Source organism: Paraburkholderia phenoliruptrix, from assembly GCF_902859825.1.
Classification (GTDB): Bacteria; Pseudomonadota; Gammaproteobacteria; order Burkholderiales; family Burkholderiaceae; genus Paraburkholderia; species Paraburkholderia phenoliruptrix.
Map to the genome: position 1 here is coordinate 25,229 of NZ_CADIKB010000015.1, position 17,215 is coordinate 42,443.

Sequence of the window (17,215 nt, forward strand, 5' to 3'; positions counted from 1 at the left end):
CGGGCAGCACGGACACCAGAAAGACCATGGAGACACGGATGAACTATTCAGCCGCACCGCAACCCGCCGCGCACAACGCGTCGAGCGACGACGAGATCCGCCTCGCGCAGGCCGTGCGCCCTGCGCCACGCGCGGGCCACGCGAAGGCGATTGCCGCCATCACGCTCGGCAACGGCCTCGAGTTTTTCGACTTCACCATTTACAGCTTTTTCGCGACCATCATCGGCAAGCTGTATTTTCCCGTTGAAGGCCAACTCGCGCAGTTGATGCTGGCCGTCGGCACGTTCGGCGTGGGCTTCATCATGCGCCCGGTGGGCGGCGTCGTGCTGGGTGCATACGCCGACCGCGCCGGCCGCAAGGCGGCGATGAGCCTCACGCTGTGGCTCATGACGCTCGGCTCGGCGATCATCGCGATCGCGCCCACGTATGCCGCGATCGGCGTGGCGGCGCCGTTGCTCGTGATCGTCGCGCGCCTCATTCAGGGTTTCGCGTTGGGCGGAGAAGTCGGCGCGTCCACTTCGCTGCTGATGGAGTACGGCAGCGACAAGACGCGCGGCTTCTACGGCAGCTGGCAGTTCGTGAGCCAGGGCCTGAACACGGTGTGCGGTTCGCTGCTGGGCGTGGCGCTCGCCGCGGCGCTGTCGACCGCGGCGCTCGAAAGCTGGGGCTGGCGCGTGCCTTTCGTGATCGGCATGGCGATGGGGCCGATCGGCATCTATATCCGGCGTCATCTGAATGAGACGCTGCCCGGCGTCGAGGACGGCAGCACGCCCGCGAGCGCTCACGCCGAGACCACGCTGCCCGTGCGCAAGCTCTTTCGCGACCATGCGCGCGTGATCACCACCGGCGTCGTCACGACCATCGGCGGAACCGCGGCGAACTACATCGTGCTGTTCTATCTGTCCACCTACGCGATCCGCATTCTGCATCTGCCGATGTCGTCGGCGCTGTGGGCGGCATGGACCGCAGCCGCCGTGACGGTGGTGTGTTCGCCGTTCGCGGGGGCGCTGTCGGACCGCGTCGGGCGTAAGCGCGTGCTGTGGGTCTCGCGCGTGTTGCTGATCGCGGCCGTCTATCCGGCCTTCATGATGATCAACGCAGTGCCGACCGTGCCCGTGCTGCTCGCCGTGGTCGCCGGGCTCGCGGTGCTGGTCGCGTTCACGGCGGTGCCCAATATCGTCATGCTGCCGGAGCTCTTTCCGCGCCAGATTCGCGCGACGGGGATGTCGATTGTCTACTGCCTCGGCGTGTCGATTTTCGGCGGATTCGCGCAGTTTTTCGCGACCTGGCTGATCCGGATTTCCGGCAGCAACCTGGCGCCGGCGTGGTATCTGATCGGCTGCGGACTGGTGTCGTTGCTGCCGCTGCCGTTCATGCGGGAGACGGCAGGGCGCGCGATCGACTGAGGTGCTGTTGGTCAGCGCCGAGGCGGGCTGGGTCGGCCGGGGCGCCGGTGCGGCAGGCGCAAGGGTGTCATGCCTGGCTGCGCCGCAGTGCTTGCGCGGCGGTACTTCGGCGGCGATGCTTCGGCGGCGGTACTTCGGCGGCGGCAATTTTGCGGGGGTAATTCCGAGGCGGCCGTCGGCATGCCCCGACGCCAGTCCCTATCTCGCCGCCGGTTTCCCTTCACCCGCCACCGCTTCGCCGTTCTCTTCCGCGGCGGCGTCGCGCGTCTCGGGCATCGCCGCCCATACCAGCAGGACAGCCAGCGCGCCGGCGGCAGCAAGTCCGAAAAACGCCACGGCGTTGCCGAAGTGATCGGCGATGAAACCCGCCGCCGTCGTGCTCAAGGTCGCGCCAATGCCCGCCGCGAGCCCGAAGAGGCCGATGCACAGGTTGTAGCGTCCTTTGCCGCCCGCCACGTCGGCGGCGACGAGCGGCAGCATCACGCCGAACACGGCCGCGCTCAGGCCGTCGAGCACCTGCACGGGCACGAGCAGATAAGGGCTGCTGATGCCGGCAAAGAGCAGCGCGCGGACCGGCAGCGCGGAAAAGCCGAGCAGCAGGATCGGCCGGCGCCCCCACCGTTCGGCGGATCGCCCGACCCACGGCGACATCATCGCCACGATAGCCTGCGGCACGATGATGCACGCCGCGATCACGAGCTGCACGTTGTCGCCCATGCCGGCGGTCACTTCGCCCGCGGCGAGATTGAGCATCGCCGCATTCGACAGATGGAACAGCACGATGCACGCGGCGAACAGCAGCATGCGCCTGTCGCGCAGCAATTCGCGCAGGCTCTCGCGCCGCTCGGTCTGCTCCGGCGTCGGCGCGGCTTTCGGCAGCTGGATGGTGTCGGTGCGCTGGATCATCGAAAGCGCGATCAGCGCGGGCACCGCGAGCCCGGCGGTCAGCCAGAACACGGCGCGCGGCGAATAGTATTCGCCGAACACGCCCATGAGCCCGGCCGCGACCGCGCTGCCAATCGACGCCCAGCGCGCGTTGCGCCCGAGCCGGTCGCCGAGATTGGCGCGCCCGACAAGCGCGAACGAGATCGCCGCGAGCGCCGGTGTCAGCATGCAGCTGGCGAAGCCGTGGAACACCTCGGCCGCGATCACCGGCAGCACCGTTGGACTCGCGGCGAGCAGCACCGCGCTCAGAATGATCGCGAAGATCGCCCATGCGGCCGCGCCTTTCTTGTTGCGCAACGCATCCACGGCGGCGCCGCCCGGCACCTGGCTCACCATCGCGCTGATCGTGCCGACCGAGAGCGCCATGCCGATCTCGCCCTGGGTCCATTTGTGCGACGCCAGATACGACGCGATGAACGGACCGAAGCCCGTTTGCACGTTGGCCACGAAGAAGTTCAGCCAGTCGAGCGCGCGCAGGCTTCGCGCGGTAACGAGAGTGCGGCCCGTCATCGGACCGCCCGTGCGTTGGAACCCGCCGCGGATGTCGCCGCGGCCGCGGGCGCCGCAGAAGCGGCGGCGGAGGCAGGCGCCGGTGCAGCCGCCTGCGCGGGCGACACGGCGCGAATCGGCTTGTCGCTCGCGTAGGGCGGCGCCGCATTGATCTGCGCATCGCTCAGATCGATTTGCGGATGCAGTTCCTTGTCTTTCGCGACGAAGCGCAGCGCCGACCAGTTCGCGGCAATCGTGCGCCGCTCGGTGCTGACCATCCCGTTCACGTCGAGCACCACGGCCTGTGGCTGCGAGCTCGCGTCGATCAGCACGTCGATTACCCGGCCGACCTTCGCGCCGTTCGCACGCTCGACGGTCGCGTCGATCACCGGCAATTGCATCGCGGCATTCGACCTGGCGGGATTCACCGGCACCGCCGACGGGTTCAGCGTGATCGGCGCGGCCTTCGCCGCCGGCGTGAAGCGGAACGCGTTCCACGCGAAGTTGACCTTGCGGTCGCCGACACCCAGGAAGCCTTGCAGATTCACGACGACTTCGCGCGGCTTGCCGCTCGCGTCCGCGATCATGTCGACCGCCCGTCCGACGACCTTGCCGTCGGGCTTTTGCACCTGGCTGTCGAGCAGCGTATGGGCGTCGTTGCGCTCGATGGTGCGCACGAGGATCAGCGGCGGCGGAGGCGGCGGCGGAGGCGGCGGCGCCACGACGGGCGGCGGCGGCTCGACCTTGTGCGGCCTGACGACCGGCTTCTTCGGCTTCTTCGGCTGCTCCGGCTCGGCGGCTTCCGTCTCGACCGGCTCGGGCGCCGAAGCGGCCACCGGCGCGCTCGCGGCTTCGACCGGCATCACCGTGGCCTCGACGATCGGCGCCTGCTGCGTGCCCCAGAGCAGGCTGCTGCAGCCGGACAGCGCGACGAGCGCCAGCAGCGCGAACGCGGCGAGAAGGGTTTGACGCCAGGCAGGAAGCGAAAAGCCGCCACTCATCAGGGGAACTCCATGGACCGGGGCGGCCGGCAAAGGGCCGCGGTTGGACAGTACGGCCAAGAGTTTAACCCGCGACGCCGGACGGTCCCGTTTTGGGGGCCGTTTTGAACCGGCGCGGCAAGCACGCTTCGTGCCCCGCCGCGTGCGCGTTCGCGCTTCCCGAAGCTGCGGGCAAGCTCTCAAAACGCTTTCAGCCGGCGGTCGCGGTTCGCGCTCGACGCGTAGGTGTAAACGCGCGGATCGCGGACGCGCGTCGCCGTCGCTTAAACGATATAAGCGTCGGGACATGCCCGGCATGCCATTCATGCGATGGGAGATATATCTGGGTTGGCCTACATTTCGAGACACAAAAACGAGACAAAAAAACACAAAGCGGGTCAACCAGCGCGCCCCCACGCGCACCCCATTAAATCAACGCAACGAGACGAACCTGATGACGGCCACTCTGACGGCCGTTTCAGCATGCTGATAAAGGAGGCACTCATCATGATGGAACCCCACGCCCAGCCGCTTTCCGAAGCCGGCGCCGAATCATTCGACACCAAGGGCTTTCTGGACCGCTACTTCGAAATTTCCGCGCGGGGCAGTTCGCAGCGCCAGGAAATCGTCGCGGGCATTACGACTTTTCTTGCGATGGTCTATTCGGTGTTCGTTGTGCCCGGCATGTTCGGCAAGGCGGGCTTCGACACCAGCGCGGTGTTCGTCGCCGTGTGCCTCACGACCGCGTTCGGCTCGCTGCTGATGGGCGTGTGGGCGCGCCTGCCGATCGCCATCGGCTGCGCCATTTCGCTGACCGCGTTTACCGCATTCGGACTCGTGCTCGGCAAAGGCCTGCATCCGACGGTCGCGCTCGGCGCCGTGTTCCTGATGGGCGTCGTGTTCACCGCGATTTCGGTGACGGGCGTGCGCTCGTGGATTCTGCGCAATCTGCCGACGGGCATCGCGCACGGCACGGGCATCGGCATCGGTCTTTTCCTGCTGCTGATCGCCGCCAATGACGTCGGCCTCGTCGTCAAGAATCCGGGCGCCGGTTTGCCGGTCGCGCTCGGCCGTATCACCGCATTGCCGGCGCTGATGTCGGTGGCGGGGCTCGCGGCGATTTTCGGGCTGGTGCGCCGCCGCGTGCCGGGCTCGATCCTGATCGTGATCGTCGCGATTTCGGCCATCGCGCTGCTCGTCGATCCGGCCGTGTCGTTTCATGGCGTGTTCGCGGTGCCGTCGCTGAGTGCGCCGGGGCACGAGTCGCTGATCGGCGCGATGGACATCAAAGGCGCACTGTCGATGGCGGTGCTGCCGAGCGTGCTCGCGCTTGTCATGACGGCCGTGTTCGACGCTACCGGCACGATCCGCGCCGTGGCCGGCCAGGCGGGCCAGCTCGACGAAAACGGCCGCATCATCAATGGCGGCCGCGCGCTCACGGCGGATTCGGTCAGCTCGATTTTCTCGGGACTGCTCGGCGGCGCGCCGGCTGCGGCCTATATCGAATCGACGGTCGGCGTCGCGGCCGGCGCGAAGACCGGCATGGCGGCGGCGGTGGTCGGGCTGCTGTTTCTCGGCGTGATGTTTTTCTCGCCGCTCGCCGGCCTCGTGCCTTCGTACGCGACGGCGCCCGCGCTGATGTATGTGGGACTCCTGATGCTGTCCAACGTGAGCAAGCTCCATATGGACGACATAGTCGACGCGATGTCGGGCCTGATGTGCGCGGTCTTTATCGTACTGACGGCGAACATCGTGACCGGCATCATGCTCGGCTTCGCGACGCTCGTGATCGGCCGCGTGGTGAGCGGCGAATATCGCAAGCTCAATGTGGGCACGGTGGCGATTGCGATCGTGCTGGTCGGTTTCTATCTGGGCGGCTGGGCGATCTGATCAGCCAGGGACGCAGGGCGCGCGGACCGCGGGTCACGACGCGGCCCGCGCGCCGCACTTACAGCGCCATGTCGAAGGCGGGCTTCAGGAACAGTTCGATCGCCATCACGGCGAGGCTCATCAGCGCCGCCGACAGCGTCAAGGTGCCGTATTCGTCGTAGCGCGCATCGTAAAGGCACGCCACGACGAACAGAATCGCGAGCAGGTTGGTCAGCCAGTCGAAGTTCAGCGCCAAAGTCATCGATCAAATCCGGGCTCGTGAGCGGCTCGAATGTCGAACCGCGGGGCTCAGCGGGCCCGCGAAGACTGCGCGGAGCCGCTGAGCGCGATTCTATCGAGCCGAGCTTACGGATGAGCAACGCCGGCGCTTACACAGATTACGCCGCGGGCCCGGCCTGCGTGGCCTCGCCGGCCATCATGTCCTGCTCGATCCACTCGATCACCGACGTGCGCTTCGGCTGCCAGCCGAGCAGTGTGCGCGCGCGCTTGCCGCGCACGCGGCTGTTCGAGCCGAGGCCGTACGAGGCCATTTCGTAGCCCCATTCTTTTTTCGCTTCCTCGAGCGGCCAGTCTTGCGGCTCGCCGAGCTTCATGGCGCGCGCAATCGCAGCGCTCATGTCGCGGAACGACGCCTCGCCGCTCTCGACGAAGTAGAAGGTGCCCGCCGGGCTCTTGTCGAGCGCGAGCCGGTAGAGTTCGGCGACGTCGTCGATATGCACGTTCGACCACGTGTTGCTGCCGCTGCCGACATGGCGCACCACGCCGCTCTTTTGCGCCTGGCGCACGAGTCGCGGCAGCTGCACGCTTGCGCTGCCCGCCACCGCGCCGTGGCCGTAGATCAGCGTGTTGCACAGCACCGCCGAGCGGATACCGCGCTGCGCCGCCTCCAGCACCTGGCGGTCGATCGCGACGCGCGCGGCCTTGTCGGCGGTCGGCTCGGGCAACGCGTCTTCGTGGTAGATGCGCGCCTCGGCCGCTTCGCCGCCCGACGCATCGCCGACGATGCTCGAGCCGCTGGTATGCAGGAACGGTTTGCCGGAGCCCGCGAGTCCTTCGATCAAGGCGCTCACCGCGCCTTCGTGATCGCTGCTGGCGGCATTGATGACCGCGTCGGCGGCTTGCGCTTCGGCGATCAGCAGTGCCCGGTCGTCGAGCGTGCCGATCACCGGCTCGATGCCGAGCCGCTTCAGTTCTGCGCTGTGTTCGGGTTGGCGGATGAGACCGCGCACCTGATGACCCGCGCGCACGAGATGCGCCGCGACCGAGCCGCCGATAAACCCGCTTGCGCCTGTAATGAAAACCTTCAAGACGTTCTCCTCAATGGAAACACGATGACAGGCACGCAGTATCCGCCGCCGCGATTCTCGCAAAAAGCGTGTTAGTCTCAAATCAATCTTGACGTGCAATCAACAATGAAAACTTCCACCGACGAATTGCTGGTGTTCGTCAGCGTGATCGACAGCGGCTCGATCACGGCGGCGGCCGAGAAGCTCGGGCAGACCGTTTCCGGCGTGAGCCGGGCGCTTACGCGCCTCGAAAAGAAGCTGGACACCGCGCTCGTGCGGCGCACCACGCGCCGTTTGCAACTGACGGAGGAGGGCGAAGGCTTCCTGCAGCGGGCCCGCGCCATTCTCGACGCGATGGAAGAAGCCGAGGAATCCGTCGCACGCAAGCGCCGCCGGCCGTCGGGGCGGCTGCGCGTCGACGCGGCGTCGCCGTTCATGCTTCACTGCATCGCGCCGCATATGACGGCATTTTCCGAGCTGTATCCGGAGATTCGTCTCGAGCTGACGAGCAACGAGCGCATCGTCGATCTGCTCGAGCAGAAGGTGGATATCGCGATCCGGATTGGCGCGTTGCAGGACTCCACGCTGCATGCGCGCGCGCTCGGCAGCAGCCGGCTGCGCGTGGTCGCGAGCCCCGCGTATCTGGCCGCGCACGGCGAGCCGAAAGCCGTCGATGCACTGCGCGAGCATCGGCTGATCGGCTTTACCGCGCCCGAGCATCTGAACCGCTGGCCGCTGCGGGAGCGCGGCGCGCGCAGCAGCGCAAGCTCCGGCCGCCTGGGCCGCGACGGCCGTGACGGCGGCAAGCCCGAACCCTTGAAGATCGAGCCGTCGATCACCGCATCGAGCGGCGAGACCTTGCGCCAGCTGGCGCTCTCCGGCTGGGGTATCGCGTGTCTTGCCGATTTCATGATCGCCGCCGACATCCGCGACGGACGGCTCGTGCCGATCCTCGGCCATGCGCTTTTCGACGAGCGTCAGCCGGTCGCGGCGGTGTACTACCAGAGCGCGTCGCTCGCCGGGCGCGTGCAGTGTTTCCTGGACTTCATCGCGTCGCGCGTGCAGTTGTAGCGGCGCGTCGCACGCCGAAGGCGGATGGGAAGCCCGCGGCTCGGACGCGCTTGCGGGCTTCTTGCATGACGGACCGCATTTTTGTCCGCACAGCAGCGCGAATTTCGTAGGTGTATATACAAGTTTGGCTGCACCGAGCCCGCTGCCGCCGCATCGAGTCCTGGTACGACACGTTGCCGGCGCCGTATCGGATTCGCACGAAGGGCGCGCAATCAGGGCCTTAGTGGAAAGCCCTGGGGTCTGGACCATTAAAAACAAGTTGTATATACAACGCCGCGCCGCTAGACTTCATTGAAATTGTATAGACAGGACAACAACCATGATGACTCTGAAGCCCGGCCACCTGACCCTCCCGCAACTGCGCCAGATCGCGCGTGGCCATGTGCCGCTGCAACTCGATCCCGCGAGCCACGCCGCCATTGACGCCTGCGCGAAAGCCGTCGCGGACATCGCCGCGAAAGGCGAGCCGGCCTACGGCATCAACACGGGCTTCGGGCGTCTTGCCAGCACGCACATTCCGCACGATCAGCTCGAACTGCTGCAACGCAATCTGGTGTTGTCGCACGCAGTGGGCGTGGGCGAGCCGATGTCGCGCCCGGTCGTGCGTCTGTTGATCGCGCTCAAGCTGTCGAGTCTCGGCCGCGGCCATTCGGGTATTCGCCGCGAAGTCATGGAGGCGCTCATCACGCTGTATAACGCCGACGTGCTGCCGGTGATCCCCGTCAAGGGTTCGGTCGGCGCTTCCGGCGACCTCGCGCCGCTCGCGCATATGTCCGCGGTGCTGCTCGGTGTCGGCGAAGTGTTCGCGAAGGGCGAGCGCCTGCCGGCCACCGAAGGCCTCGCGCTCGTCGGCCTGAAGCCGCTCACGCTGCAGGCGAAGGAGGGCCTCGCGCTGCTCAACGGCACGCAGGCGTCCACGGCGCTCGCGCTCTACAACATGTTCGCGATCGAAGACCTGTACCGCACGGCGCTCGTGGCGGGCGCATTGTCGGTGGATGCGGCGGCCGGTTCGGTCAAGCCGTTCGACGCGCGCATTCACGAACTGCGCGGCCATCAAGGCCAGATCGACGCCGCGGCGGCTTATCGTTCGCTGCTGCAAGGCTCGGGCATCAACGTGTCGCATGCCGATTGCGACAAGGTGCAGGACCCGTACAGCCTGCGCTGCCAGCCGCAAGTCATGGGCGCGTGTCTCGACCAGATGCGTCAAGCCGCGCAGCTGCTGCTCGTCGAAGCCAACGCCGTTTCCGACAATCCGCTGATTTTCCCGGACACCGGCGAAGTGCTGTCGGGCGGCAATTTCCACGCGGAGCCGGTGGCGTTCGCCGCGGACAATCTCGCGCTCGCGGCCGCGGAAATCGGCGCGCTGGCCGAGCGCCGCATTGCGTTGCTGATCGACGCCACGCTGTCGGGCTTGCCGCCGTTCCTCGTGCGCGACGGCGGCGTGAACTCCGGCTTCATGATCGCTCACGTGACCGCTGCCGCGCTCGCGTCCGAAAACAAGACGCTCGCCCATCCGGCTTCGGTCGATTCGCTGCCTACCTCGGCCAACCAGGAAGACCATGTTTCGATGGCCACGTTTGCCGCGCGCAAGCTCGGCGACATCGCGGAGAACACGGCGAATATCCTCTCCATCGAACTGCTCGCGGCTGCGCAGGGCGTCGATCTGCGCGCGCCGCACAAGACGAGCCCGAGCTTGCAGAAAGTGATGGACGTGGTGCGCCGCGACGTCGCGCATTACGAGCTCGATCATTACTTCGCGCCGGACATCGCGGCGGTGACGCGTCTCGTGCAGGACGGCACGATCGCGAAGCTGAGCCCGTTCTCCTTCGTGTCCGAACAGTAAGCGCACAGCGAGCGGCAGCCCATGAACGCACCGGCCTACCAGGGCATCAAGGACTTCATTCTCGCGCGCATTCATGCAGGCGAATGGGCGGAGGGCGACCAGGTGCCGTCCGAAAACGAGCTTGCACGCGAATTCAACGTCGCGCGCATGACGGTCAACCGCGCGCTGCGCGAGTTGACCTCGGAGCAGGTGCTCACGCGGGTGCAAGGCTCGGGCACGTTCGTCGCGCGTCCCAAGTACGAGTCCACGCTGGTGGCGATCCGCAGTATTTCCGACGAGATCGTCGCGCGCGGTCATCGCTATCAGGCGAAGGTGCTGCACATCGGCGCGAGTATCGCGGACGCGGCTCTCGCCGAGGAAATGCAGGTGAGCGCGGGCAGCCCGGTGTTCCATTCGCGCGTGCTGCATTTCGAAAACGACGAGCCTGTGCAGCTCGAAGAACGCTGGGTCAATCCGGCTGTCGCGCCCGAGTATGCGTTGCAGGACTTCACGAACACCACGCCGAATCAGTACCTCGTGCGCGTGGCGCCGTTGCAGCGCGTCGAGTACCGCATCGAGGCATTGGCGGCGGACGGCGACACCCGCGAGCTGCTGACCATGGATGAACGGGAGCCCTGTCTCGTGCTGCACCGGCGCACGTGGTCGCAAAGCCAGGTCGCGTCGATCGCGAATCTGTGGCATCCGGGCAGCCGCTACCGTTTCACTGGACACTTCTGATTCCGCTCCTGATTCAGCAATTTAGCCAACCGTTTTCGCCAACGTTTTTTCGTCAATCTCCGACTATTCCGATCATCTCAGGCATTCCGAGGGCCACCATGAACAACCCGAAACACATCGACCCGCGTCTCGATCCCACTCGCACCATCCGCGCGCCGCGCGGCGCAGAGAAGACCTGCAAGACCTGGATCGCGGAGGCCGCTTACCGGATGATCCAGAATAATCTGGACCCCGAAGTAGCCGAGCATCCGCATGCGCTGGTGGTGTATGGCGGTATCGGCCGCGCGGCGCGCAACTGGGACTGCTTCGATCAGATCCTCGCGTCGCTGAAAGACCTCAACGAAGACGAAACGCTGCTGATCCAGTCGGGCAAGCCGGTCGGCGTGTTCCGCACGCATGCTGATGCGCCGCGCGTGCTGCTTGCGAATTCGAACCTGGTGCCGCATTGGGCGACGTGGGAGCATTTCCACGAACTCGACCGCAAGGGCCTGATGATGTACGGGCAGATGACAGCGGGCAGCTGGATCTACATCGGTAGCCAGGGCATTGTGCAGGGCACGTACGAAACCTTCTTCTCCGTCGCGAATCAGCATTTCAACGGCGATCCCAACGGCCGCTGGATCCTGACGGGCGGCCTCGGCGGCATGGGCGGCGCGCAGCCGCTCGCGGCCACCATGGCCGGCTTCTCGATGATCGCGGTGGAATGCGACGAGACGCGCATCGACTTCCGCCTGAAAACGCGCTACGTCGACAAAAAGGCGAAGACGCTCGACGAGGCGCTCGCCATGCTCGACGAAGCGAAGCAGGCGGGCAAGGCGATGTCGGTCGGTCTGCTCGGCAATGCGGCCGACGTGTTCGCCGAATGCGTGGCGCGCGGCATCACGCCGGACTGCGTGACCGATCAGACGAGCGCGCACGATCCGATCCACGGTTACTTGCCGCAGGGCTGGACACTCGAAGACTGGCGCGAGCGTCAGAAAACGGCGCCGGAGTCGATCGTCGTACCGGCCAAGCAGTCCATGGCGAAGCAGGTGCAGGCCATGTTGACGCTGCAGCAGCGCGGCGCGGCCACGCTCGACTACGGCAACAACATTCGTCAGATGGCGCTGGAAATGGGCGTCGAGAACGCCTTCGACTTCCCGGGCTTCGTGCCCGCGTATATCCGTCCGCTGTTCTGCGAGGGCAAGGGGCCGTTCCGCTGGGTCGCGCTGTCGGGCGATCCTGAGGACATCTACAAGACGGACGCGAAGGTCAAGGAACTGATTCCCGACGATCCGCATCTGCACAACTGGCTCGACATGGCGCGCGAGCGTATCGCGTTCCAGGGCTTGCCTGCGCGCATCTGCTGGGTCGGCGTGAAGGATCGCTACCGCCTCGGCCAGGCGTTTAACGACATGGTGAAGAACGGCGAGCTGAAGGCACCCATCGTGATCGGCCGCGATCACCTCGACACCGGCTCGGTCGCGAGCCCGAATCGCGAAACGGAATCGATGAAGGACGGCTCGGACGCGGTGAGCGACTGGCCGCTGCTCAATGCACTGCTGAATACGGCGGGCGGCGCGTCGTGGGTGTCGCTGCATCACGGCGGCGGCGTCGGCATGGGCTTCAGCCAGCATTCGGGCGTCGTGATCGTCGCCGACGGCACCGATGCCGCGAAGGAACGCCTCGGCCGCGTGTTGTTCAACGATCCGGCAACCGGCGTGATGCGTCACGCGGATGCAGGCTACGAACTCGCGCAGCAAACCGCGCGCGAAGCGGGCCTCAAGCTGCCGATGCTGGGCCGTTGAGCATGACGCTGGCGAGCGGCATGGTGGCCGGCGCGAGCGCCTGTGCGAGCAGCGTCACGTTGATTCGGGCGGCCGAACTGGTGGCGTCGCCGTGGAAGAACGGCGGCGGCGTCACGCGCGAAGTCGCGGCGCATCCCGCGCACGCGGGGCTCGATGCGTTCGTCTGGCGCGTGAGCGTGGCGGACGTGGCGCAAGCAGGACCGTTTTCCCGCTTTGCAGGAATCGATCGCACGCTTGTGCTGCTGTCCGGCGCGGGCATGCTGCTCGACGAAGCACAGGGCGACAATGCAGTGAAGACGCATGCACTGACGCGCCCGCTCGACATTGCGCGCTTTGCCGGCGAGGCGTGCATCGACGCGCGGCTCGTCGACGGTCCGACGCGCGACTTCAATCTGATGGTGCGCCGCGGGGCGGCGCGAGGCGAGCTCGAAGTATGGCGCCAAACGCAGCAGGTGCAGCAAGCGCGGCAGAGCACGCAACCGCAACGTGGGCGCACGCTCAGCGCCGACGTCGCGCTGCTGTATTGCGCGAGCGGCGCGCTGACCGTCACATTGGGCGACGCACGAGCGAACGCACAGGCCGACGCACAGCGGCATCATCTGCTAACAGGCGACACGCTGCGCATCGACGCGCCGAACGCGCTGTCGTGCACGATCGAGGGCGAGGGCGCCTTGCTGGCCATTCGCCTGCGCTACACGCCGGAATGACGGCGAGGCGCACGCGCGCAGGAACATCCACAGTACGCAACGCGCAGCGAGAAGCTGCAAAGAGCAAGCGATGAAGCAAACTGTCTGGCATCACCTGAAGCTGTGCCCGAAGGGCGATCCCGACCATACGTTGCCCGACGCCGCGATCGCGGTCGAAGACGGCAAGATCGCGTGGCTCGGCGCAGCCGCCGAACTGCCTGCCCGTTTTGCCGCGTGGCCGCGCGAAGATTTGCACGGCGCGTGGGTCACGCCGGGCCTGGTGGATTGCCATACGCATCTGGTGTACGGCGGGCAGCGCGCCGATGAATTCGCGCAGCGCCTCGCGGGCGTGAGCTATGAAGAGATTGCGCGCCAAGGCGGCGGCATCGTCTCGACAGTGCGCGCGACGCGTGCCGCAAGCGAAGAAGCCTTGTTCAGCCAATCGGCCGCGCGCCTCGCGCCGGTGCTCGCGGAAGGCGTCACTGCCGTCGAAATCAAGTCGGGCTACGGCCTCGACCTCGACAGCGAGCGCAAGATGCTGCGCGTCGCGCGTCAGTTGGGCGAGCGCTGTCCGGTGACGGTCTATACGACGTTTCTCGGCGCGCACGCGTTGCCGCCCGAATTCGCGGGCCGCGCCGACGCCTATATCGACGAAGTCTGCAATACCATGCTGCCTGCCCTCGTGGATGAGGGGCTCGTCGACGCCGTGGACGTATTCTGCGAGCGCATCGGCTTTTCGCTCGAACAGAGCGAGCGCGTGTTCAACGCCGCCGCGCGCTACAAGCTGCCCGTCAAGATGCACGCGGAGCAGTTGTCCAACGGCGGCGGCACCGCGCTTGCCGCGCGGCATCGCGCGCTGTCGGCGGATCACCTCGAGTTTCTCGACGAAGCCGGCGTCGCCGCGATGAAAGAAGCCGGCACGGTCGCCGTGTTGCTGCCCGGCGCTTACTACTTCATTCGCGAGACGCAACTGCCGCCGCTGGAGCTGCTGCGTCGTTACGAGGTGCCGATCGCCATCTCGACCGACAGCAATCCGGGCACGTCGCCCGCCACCTCGCTGCTCTTGATGATGAACATGGCGACCACGCTGTTTCGCATGACCGTGCCGGAAGTGCTGCAGGGCGTGACGTCGCACGCGGCGCGCGCACTCGGCCAGGCAAACCGGCACGGTGTGCTCGAAGTGGGCCGCGCTGCCGACTTCGCGGTGTGGTCGGTCGACTCGCTCGCCGAACTCGCTTACTGGATGGGGCGTCCGTTGTGCACGCGGGTGGTACGCGCGGGCGAGACGGTCGGGGGCTGCAACGTCAACGTCGCCCATTGATACGCACAGCGAACTGAAGCCAGGACCTGAGAGATGACTCAACAAAAACAGTCGCTATTCGCCGACCACGCGTATCTGCCGGACGGCTGGCGCCGCAATGTGCTGCTGGAGTGGGGCGCCGACGGCACATTGACGACCGTCACCCCCGATACGCATGAAGCGCCGCGAGGCGCGCAAAAGGCCGCAGGTCCGATATTGCCTGGCATGCCGAATCTTCATTCGCACGCGTTCCAGCGCGCGATGGCGGGCTTGACCGAATACCGGGCGGCTTCCAGTACGGGCGCCACGGACAACTTCTGGAGCTGGCGCGATCTGATGTATCGCTTTGCCGCGTGCATCACGCCTGAAGGATTGGCGAGCGTCGCGCAATGGCTGTACATCGAGATGCTGAAAGCGGGCTATACGTCCGTGTGCGAATTCCACTACGTGCATCACGCGCCTGACGGCAATCGCTACGCGAACCAGGCGGAACTCGCGCAACGCGTGGTGGATGCGGCGTCGGCGGCCGGCATCGGCATGACGATACTGCCCGTGCTGTATCAGTACAGCGGGTTCGGCGCGCGTGCGCCGCGCGAGGACCAGCGCCGCTTTATCAACACGCCGGAAGGCCTGCTCGAACTGCTCGCCACGTTGCGCGCGGCGCGGCCGGAAAACGCGGCTTTGCGCTATGGCGTCGCGCCGCATTCGCTGCGCGCGGTGTCGGAGGATTCGCTGCGCGCATTGCTCGGCGGCCTCGATGGCAGCGCGCCGGTTCACATCCATATCGCCGAGCAGACCGCCGAAGTCGATGCGTGTATCGAGACCGAGGGGGCGCGTCCGGTGCAATGGCTGCTGGATCGTTTCGACGTCGACGGAAGATGGTGTCTCGTGCATGCCACGCATGTCGATGCGAACGAGACGCTTGCGCTCGCGAAGACCGGGGCGGTTGCGGGCCTCTGCCTGACCACGGAGGCCAACCTGGGCGATGGCATTTTCCCTGCGCATGACTACCTGAATGCCCATGGGCGCATCGGCGTGGGCTCGGATAGCCATATCGGCGTCGACTGGCGCGCCGAGTTGCGCCTGCTCGAATATGGGCAACGTCTGACGCGCCGGCAGCGCAACGTGCTGGCGTCCGCACAGACGCCTTACGTGGCCGATCGTCTGTACGAAGCGGCGCTCGACGGCGGCGCTCGGGCAACCGGTCGCCCGGCCGGCGCGTTGCAGGCCGGCCATCGCGCGGACTGGTTGGTGCTCGACGCCGATCACACGAGCATTGCTGGGCACGCGCCGCATGCATGGCTTTCCGGCGTCGTATTCTGCGAGCATGGTGAGACGCCGATTCGCGACGTGTATGCAGGCGGCGAGAAGGTGGTGGAGAATCGCCGGCATCGCGACGAGGAGGGCGCTTACGCGCGTTATCGCGCAGCGCTCGCCGAACTGCTCAAATGACATGAAGCTTGCGCGTCGCGTAGCCGCGTGCCCGCGTCGCTGCAAGCTTCTTTCGATCCAGGACTGACATGACTGCTCCGACTATACCGCCGGTTTTCACGCTGCATCGCGGAAGCCTGCCGATGCTGATCTCGATCCCGCATCTCGGTACGCGGATTCCCGCGGATATCGCTGCGACCATGACACCGGTTGCGCAGCGCACTGACGACTGCGACTGGCACCTCGACCGGCTCTACGCATTTGCGAAGCGCATGGGCGCGTCGATTCTCGCGCCGGCTTATGCGCGCTACGTGATCGATCTGAACCGTCCGCCCGACGGTGCCAATCTCTATCCAGGTCAGGACACCACGGGCTTGCTGCCGGTCGATACGTTCGACAAGGAACCCTTGTACCGCGAAGGTTATTTGCCCGACGACGCCGAAGTGGCCCGCCGCCGCGCCGCTTACTGGACGCCGTATCACGACGCGCTCGCGAGCGAGATCGCCGCGCTCAAAGCGAAGCACGGCAAGGTGCTGCTGTGGGAAGCGCATTCCATCCGCTCGCGCGTGCCGCGTTTTTTCGAAGGGCGCTTGCCCGACTTCAACTTCGGCACGTCGAACGGCGCGAGCGCGGTGGCGGGTTTGGCCGAGGAATTGGCGGCGGTGGTCGAGCGGCACGGCGGCTATTCGGCTGTGGCCAACGGGCGTTTCAAGGGCGGCTACATCACACGGCACTATGGTGAGCCCTCGCAACGCGTGCATGCGGTGCAACTGGAGTTGTCGCAGATCACGTATATGCAGGAACAGTTGCCCTATGCCTACGATGAAGCGCTAGCCGCGAAAATCGAGCCTTTGCTCAAGCAACTCGTCGCCACCGCGTTGGAGCGCGTCAAGGCTTCGTGAGTGCCGCGCTAACGGATAAGCGCGCCCTCACAAGGAGGGCGGTCGCCGCGCGTTCGCATTGTGCGTAGGCCGCTATAACGGCAAGCCCGCAACGAAAAAGCCTCGCTAGAAGCGAGGCTTTTTTATGCGCGCGAGGCTTTGCGCCAGCGTCGGCCGCCGATACGCAGTGCGTCGACTTGACGAACAGCGTCGATCAACGGCAGTGACGTTCCCAGTGATGATGCACGCGCACCTTCTTGCACACCGGATGATGGTGATGAGCGGCTTGCGCGGGAGCGATTGCGCTGAAAGCAGCGGCGGCAGCGGCAATGGCCAGGACGATCTTCTTCATTACAAAACCCTTAATCAGTGTTGTGGAACTCCAGGTGCAGCACGACGTATGCCGCACGGCACGCAAGCATGCCACATCGACGCGCAGCGCGGAGGAACGCCGCTGCCGCGCCAATGTCCATTGCGTGGGCGCGTCGCGCGCAAACGCCGTG

At 66.2% G+C, this 17,215-nt stretch carries 15 protein-coding genes; 10 read left to right on the plus strand and 5 right to left on the minus strand.

Going from position 1 to position 17,215, the window contains the following annotated elements:
* The first annotated feature begins 38 nt into the window (after window positions 1-38).
* Window positions 39-1,406, plus strand: a complete 1,368-nt coding sequence (locus HV711_RS16775) for an MFS transporter (RefSeq protein ID WP_035478664.1) — start codon at window positions 39-41, stop codon at window positions 1,404-1,406.
* A gap of 198 nt (window positions 1,407-1,604) precedes the next feature.
* Here HV711_RS16775 and HV711_RS16780 read toward each other — a convergent pair whose 3' ends face one another.
* Together HV711_RS16780 and HV711_RS16785 are read right to left on the minus strand one after the other, a co-directional pair.
* Window positions 1,605-2,861 carry an MFS transporter gene (locus HV711_RS16780; RefSeq protein ID WP_013587933.1) on the minus strand — a complete coding sequence of 419 codons (1,257 nt, stop codon included), beginning with the start codon at window positions 2,859-2,861 and terminating at the stop codon, window positions 1,605-1,607.
* Entirely contained in the window at window positions 2,858-3,841 is a 984-nt protein-coding gene (locus HV711_RS16785; protein ID WP_013587934.1) for a PRC-barrel domain-containing protein, read from the minus strand. Before HV711_RS16785 ends, HV711_RS16780 begins: the two co-directional genes overlap by 4 nt.
* A gap of 486 nt (window positions 3,842-4,327) precedes the next feature.
* Here HV711_RS16785 and HV711_RS16790 point away from each other — a divergent pair, with 486 nt between their 5' ends.
* A complete protein-coding gene (locus HV711_RS16790) occupies window positions 4,328-5,710 on the plus strand; it encodes an NCS2 family permease (RefSeq protein ID WP_035478665.1) in 1,383 nt (460 codons plus the stop codon).
* A 58-nt stretch (window positions 5,711-5,768) separates the two neighbouring features.
* Here the strand turns inward: HV711_RS16790 and HV711_RS16795 are convergent, their stop codons facing one another.
* Together HV711_RS16795 and HV711_RS16800 are read right to left on the minus strand one after the other, a co-directional pair.
* Complete coding sequence (locus tag HV711_RS16795) at window positions 5,769-5,951, minus strand: hypothetical protein (RefSeq protein ID WP_006051135.1); 183 nt, start codon at window positions 5,949-5,951, stop codon at window positions 5,769-5,771.
* A 136-nt stretch (window positions 5,952-6,087) separates the two neighbouring features.
* Window positions 6,088-7,017, minus strand: a complete 930-nt coding sequence (locus HV711_RS16800; protein WP_035478666.1) for an NAD-dependent epimerase/dehydratase family protein — start codon at window positions 7,015-7,017, stop codon at window positions 6,088-6,090.
* A 105-nt stretch (window positions 7,018-7,122) separates the two neighbouring features.
* On the opposite strand from HV711_RS16800, the gene HV711_RS16805 reads away from it, so the two are divergent.
* The 8 genes from HV711_RS16805 (at window position 7,123) to hutG (ending at window position 16,733) form a co-directional block, all read left to right on the plus strand.
* On the plus strand, window positions 7,123-8,067 hold the full coding sequence (locus tag HV711_RS16805; protein ID WP_035478667.1) for a LysR family transcriptional regulator: 945 nt from the start codon (window positions 7,123-7,125) through the stop codon (window positions 8,065-8,067).
* A 319-nt stretch (window positions 8,068-8,386) separates the two neighbouring features.
* The gene (gene hutH / locus HV711_RS16810; RefSeq protein ID WP_013587938.1) at window positions 8,387-9,910 is read left to right on the plus strand and encodes a histidine ammonia-lyase; all 1,524 of its coding nucleotides are present in this window, start codon (window positions 8,387-8,389) and stop codon (window positions 9,908-9,910) included.
* A gap of 21 nt (window positions 9,911-9,931) precedes the next feature.
* Window positions 9,932-10,627, plus strand: coding sequence for a histidine utilization transcriptional repressor HutC (hutC, locus tag HV711_RS16815; protein WP_028361026.1), 696 nt, complete (start codon window positions 9,932-9,934; stop codon window positions 10,625-10,627).
* A gap of 98 nt (window positions 10,628-10,725) precedes the next feature.
* Window positions 10,726-12,414 (plus strand): urocanate hydratase, encoded by a 1,689-nt coding sequence (hutU, locus tag HV711_RS16820; protein ID WP_035478668.1) that lies wholly within the window; start codon window positions 10,726-10,728, stop codon window positions 12,412-12,414.
* A 2-nt stretch (window positions 12,415-12,416) separates the two neighbouring features.
* On the plus strand, window positions 12,417-13,121 hold the full coding sequence (locus HV711_RS16825; protein WP_035478669.1) for a HutD/Ves family protein: 705 nt from the start codon (window positions 12,417-12,419) through the stop codon (window positions 13,119-13,121).
* Window positions 13,122-13,191: 70 nt separating this feature from the next.
* A complete protein-coding gene (gene hutI / locus HV711_RS16830) occupies window positions 13,192-14,421 on the plus strand; it encodes an imidazolonepropionase (RefSeq protein ID WP_035478670.1) in 1,230 nt (409 codons plus the stop codon).
* Between the two features lie 33 nt (window positions 14,422-14,454).
* Window positions 14,455-15,852, plus strand: a complete 1,398-nt coding sequence (locus HV711_RS16835) for a formimidoylglutamate deiminase (RefSeq protein ID WP_035478671.1) — start codon at window positions 14,455-14,457, stop codon at window positions 15,850-15,852.
* A 68-nt stretch (window positions 15,853-15,920) separates the two neighbouring features.
* Window positions 15,921-16,733, plus strand: a complete 813-nt coding sequence (hutG, locus tag HV711_RS16840) for an N-formylglutamate deformylase (protein ID WP_035478672.1) — start codon at window positions 15,921-15,923, stop codon at window positions 16,731-16,733.
* Window positions 16,734-16,926: 193 nt separating this feature from the next.
* On the opposite strand, the gene HV711_RS16845 is transcribed toward hutG, so the two are convergent.
* Window positions 16,927-17,064: a hypothetical protein gene (locus HV711_RS16845; protein WP_013587945.1), complete on the minus strand. Its 138-nt coding sequence runs from the start codon at window positions 17,062-17,064 to the stop codon at window positions 16,927-16,929.
* Window positions 17,065-17,215: the final 151 nt, after the last annotated feature.